At 44.7% G+C, this 3,179-nt stretch carries 3 protein-coding genes; all 3 read left to right on the top strand.

What is annotated here, in order from left to right:
- The first annotated feature begins 33 nt into the window (after window positions 1-33).
- The 3 genes from galE to ACR0P9_RS09850 all read left to right on the top strand — a co-directional run bounded on the left by galE (window position 34) and on the right by ACR0P9_RS09850 (window position 3,026).
- Window positions 34-1,050: a UDP-glucose 4-epimerase GalE gene (gene galE / locus ACR0P9_RS09860; RefSeq protein WP_432619689.1), complete on the top strand. Its 1,017-nt coding sequence runs from the start codon at window positions 34-36 to the stop codon at window positions 1,048-1,050.
- Between the two features lie 312 nt (window positions 1,051-1,362).
- Window positions 1,363-1,527 (top strand): hypothetical protein, encoded by a 165-nt coding sequence (locus tag ACR0P9_RS09855; protein ID WP_432619686.1) that lies wholly within the window; start codon window positions 1,363-1,365, stop codon window positions 1,525-1,527.
- A 284-nt stretch (window positions 1,528-1,811) separates the two neighbouring features.
- Complete coding sequence (locus ACR0P9_RS09850; protein WP_432619684.1) at window positions 1,812-3,026, top strand: Fic family protein; 1,215 nt, start codon at window positions 1,812-1,814, stop codon at window positions 3,024-3,026.
- Window positions 3,027-3,179 lie beyond the last annotated feature (153 nt).

Genomic DNA, 3,179 nt, shown 5'->3' with positions numbered 1-3,179 from the left:
TAGAACAAAGAGCTTCAAAAAGGAGAACGTACAATGCAAATTTTGATTACCGGCGGTGCCGGATATATTGGCAGTCATACCGTCATTGAACTGCAGCAGGCAGGTCATGACGTCGTAGTGGTAGATAATCTGAGCAATGCTTCGGAGAAATCTTTACAGCGTGTGACCGAGATTACCGGCAAGCCGGTTCCGTTTTATCAGGTAGATATTCGGGATCGTGAGGGCCTGACCAGGGTCATGGAACAATATGCTTTTGATTGCTGCATTCATTTTGCCGGACTCAAGGCAGTTGGTGAATCGGTAGAAAAGCCGCTGGAGTATTATGAGAATAATATTTCTGGCACACTTGTCCTGCTGGATGTGATGCGCAAGCATGGCTGCAAGAATATCATTTTCTCGTCTTCCGCGACGGTTTATGGCAATCCGGCAGTCATTCCGATTACCGAGGAGTGCCCGAAAGGTCAGTGCACCAATCCGTATGGTCAGACCAAGAGCATGATTGAACAGATTATGATGGATATGCAGAAGGCAGATCCGGAATGGAATGTGGTTCTGCTGCGCTACTTCAATCCGATTGGTGCGCATCCGTCCGGCAAGATTGGTGAGGATCCGAATGGTATTCCGAACAATCTGATGCCGTATATCACGCAGGTTGCTGTGGGCAAGCGTCCGGAGTTGGGTGTCTTTGGCAATGATTATGATACTCCGGATGGAACCGGCGTGCGCGATTATATTCATGTTGTCGATTTGGCAGACGGACATGTCAAGGCACTGGCTGCGATTGAAAAGAAGTGCGGTATGGCTATTTATAATCTGGGTACCGGTCAGGGCTATTCGGTACTGGATGTCGTACATGCCTTTGAGCAGGCAAACAACCTGAAAATCCCCTATTCGATCAAGCCGCGCCGCGCAGGCGACATTGCTACCTGTTATTCAGATCCGGCAAAGGCAGAGCGAGAGCTGGGCTGGAAGGCAAAGAACGGTATTTTGGAGATGTGCCGCGATTCTTGGAATTGGCAGAAGAATAATCCGAACGGATACCGCGATTAAACGAAATATAACGGGAAATTTGGCGGATGTACAAGTTGTACATCTGCCTTTTCTGTATATCTGTTTATTCTTGTATAAAACTATGGAACAGAAGAAAAAATACCTGAGATACGGCAAAACATTTCAGAAAAACGGCAAAATGAGCGCAAAACCTCTGCGCAGCCTGCATAATCTGACGCCTTTGTTTTTGTACGCCCTGATACGAATGTATACAAGAATTGATTGAAAAAATCATGCAAAGTTATATAAAATAGAAATAGACAAAACCCAGCCTTTTGCAGTATGATAGTCGCAGAAAGAGGGGAATGCAAAATGACAAAGCAAATGAACGCCGGCAGCATTCCGGTAATGAAAAAAGAAAGAAAGCAGCTGAACTTCTTCCAGAAGCTGGCTCGCTCTTATGTAAGAGGTGTAACCCATGCGCAGTATGCAGCATCTGTTACGCAGACCTTCGGTCATTACATGGATAAAAAGTAAAAAATTATTTATCATAGAATAAGAGGTAACAAGTATGAATTTCTTCCAGAAGATCGCACGTTCCTATGTTAAGGGCGTAACTCATGCACAGTACGCAATGTCTGTTCGTGATGCATTTGACCACAAGTAATTGTTTATAGACGAATCAACGGAAGCGAGCTGTCTCATGTAGAGACAGCTCGTTTTTTGTGTGCGCAAGAGAGAACGTTTGACTTTATCTATCAACAATAGTATATTTTTAATAGATATACGGGATATATTAGAATACAAAGAGGTGAGAGCAAATGCGGTATGAACCATTGGGAAAGTTATACTATAAATCAAGAGAAACATATGAAACGGTTTATGCTGCACGGTATCACGACGTGGATGTGATTCGGCTGGATTTTACTGTCAATGAAAATCCGGCATTTCTCGTACCCAATACGCAGTTGTGGACGCTTATCACGGAGATTCTGCGTATAGATAAACGCGTTGCGCATTTGCGGAGCGGGCTGCCGGGAATTGCGTTGGAACAGTTCTCCAGACGCTGTTTGGTAGATGAAATTGTGCTCACAAATGATATTGAAGGCGTAAACAGCACGCGCAGAGAAATTCACGAAGTATTGGAGAAGTTGGAAAGCAAAGAAGTCAAGCAGAAAAAACGATTTGATGGATTGGTCAGACAATATTTGCGTTTGCGAAAGGCAGAGGATATTCCGCTGACCAACTGCCAAGAGCTGCGAGACTTATATAATGAACTGGTGCTTCCGGACATTATACAGGACAATCCGGCAGATTGTCCGGATGGACAGTATTTTCGGAAAGAAGCTGTCTCTGTCATGAGTCCATCTCAAAAAGAAATTCATCGCGGTGTACAGCCGGAATCGAAGATTATAGAGGCAATGGAACAAGCTCTCCGGTTTCTCAATGATGATTCCGTAGAGATCTTAATTCGTATCAGCGTGTTTCACTATCTGTTCGGCTATATTCATCCGTTTTACGATGGAAATGGACGATTGTCGCGATTTATCAGCAGTTATTTGCTCTCGCGGACGCTGGATCCGCTCGTCAGCTATCGGTTGTCCTATACCATCAAAGAGAACATTCGGACCTATTATGATTCTTTTAAGCTCTGCAACGATAGACGCAATCGAGGCGATATAACACCATTTGTCCTTGCATTTCTGGACATTATCGCGCAAGCCATGCATCAATTGGAGTATGCATTGGAGAAACGAACAATTGATTTGCAAGAGTATCGTGAACGAATGCAGCGTGATTCGCTGTTAAGCGATGAAAAATATCAAAACCTGACCTATATTCTGCTGCAAGCTGCGTTGTTTTCGGACAATGGCATTTCTGAAAAAGAGCTGCGGACAGGAATGCATCTGTCGTATGCAACGGTAAAGAAACGGCTGAATGCGCTTGATGAACATCAGTATCTGCTGACACATACGAGAGGCAGAGAAAAATTGTATCAATTGGACATTGCGGCCTTGGAAAAATTGACTAACTGATGATCGAAGCGAGCTGTCTCACGCAGAGACAGCTCGTTTTTTGTGCGTTCAGTTGCTCTTTGACCGCTTGGCACAGCCGGTATCAAATGAGGGGTTGTAGGCGTAGTAGTTTTTGGCGTCGAGATTTTCCTGCACATCGCGCAGGGCTTCGCC

The organism is Butyricicoccus sp., assembly GCF_050872565.1.
Taxonomy (GTDB): Bacteria; Bacillota; Clostridia; order Oscillospirales; family Butyricicoccaceae; genus Butyricicoccus_A.
The sequence above is the reverse complement of the archived record's forward strand: the minus strand, read 5'-3'. Positions and strand labels throughout refer to the sequence as shown.

What these genes read in the sequence shown, in the direction of transcription:
- ACR0P9_RS09850 (WP_432619684.1), top strand. Translation starts at nt 1,812, where the DNA reads ATGCGGTATGAACCATTGGGAAAGTTATACTATAAATCAAGAGAAACA.
- ACR0P9_RS09855 (WP_432619686.1), top strand. Translation starts at nt 1,363, where the DNA reads ATGACAAAGCAAATGAACGCCGGCAGCATTCCGGTAATGAAAAAAGAA.
- galE (WP_432619689.1), top strand. Translation starts at nt 34, where the DNA reads ATGCAAATTTTGATTACCGGCGGTGCCGGATATATTGGCAGTCATACC.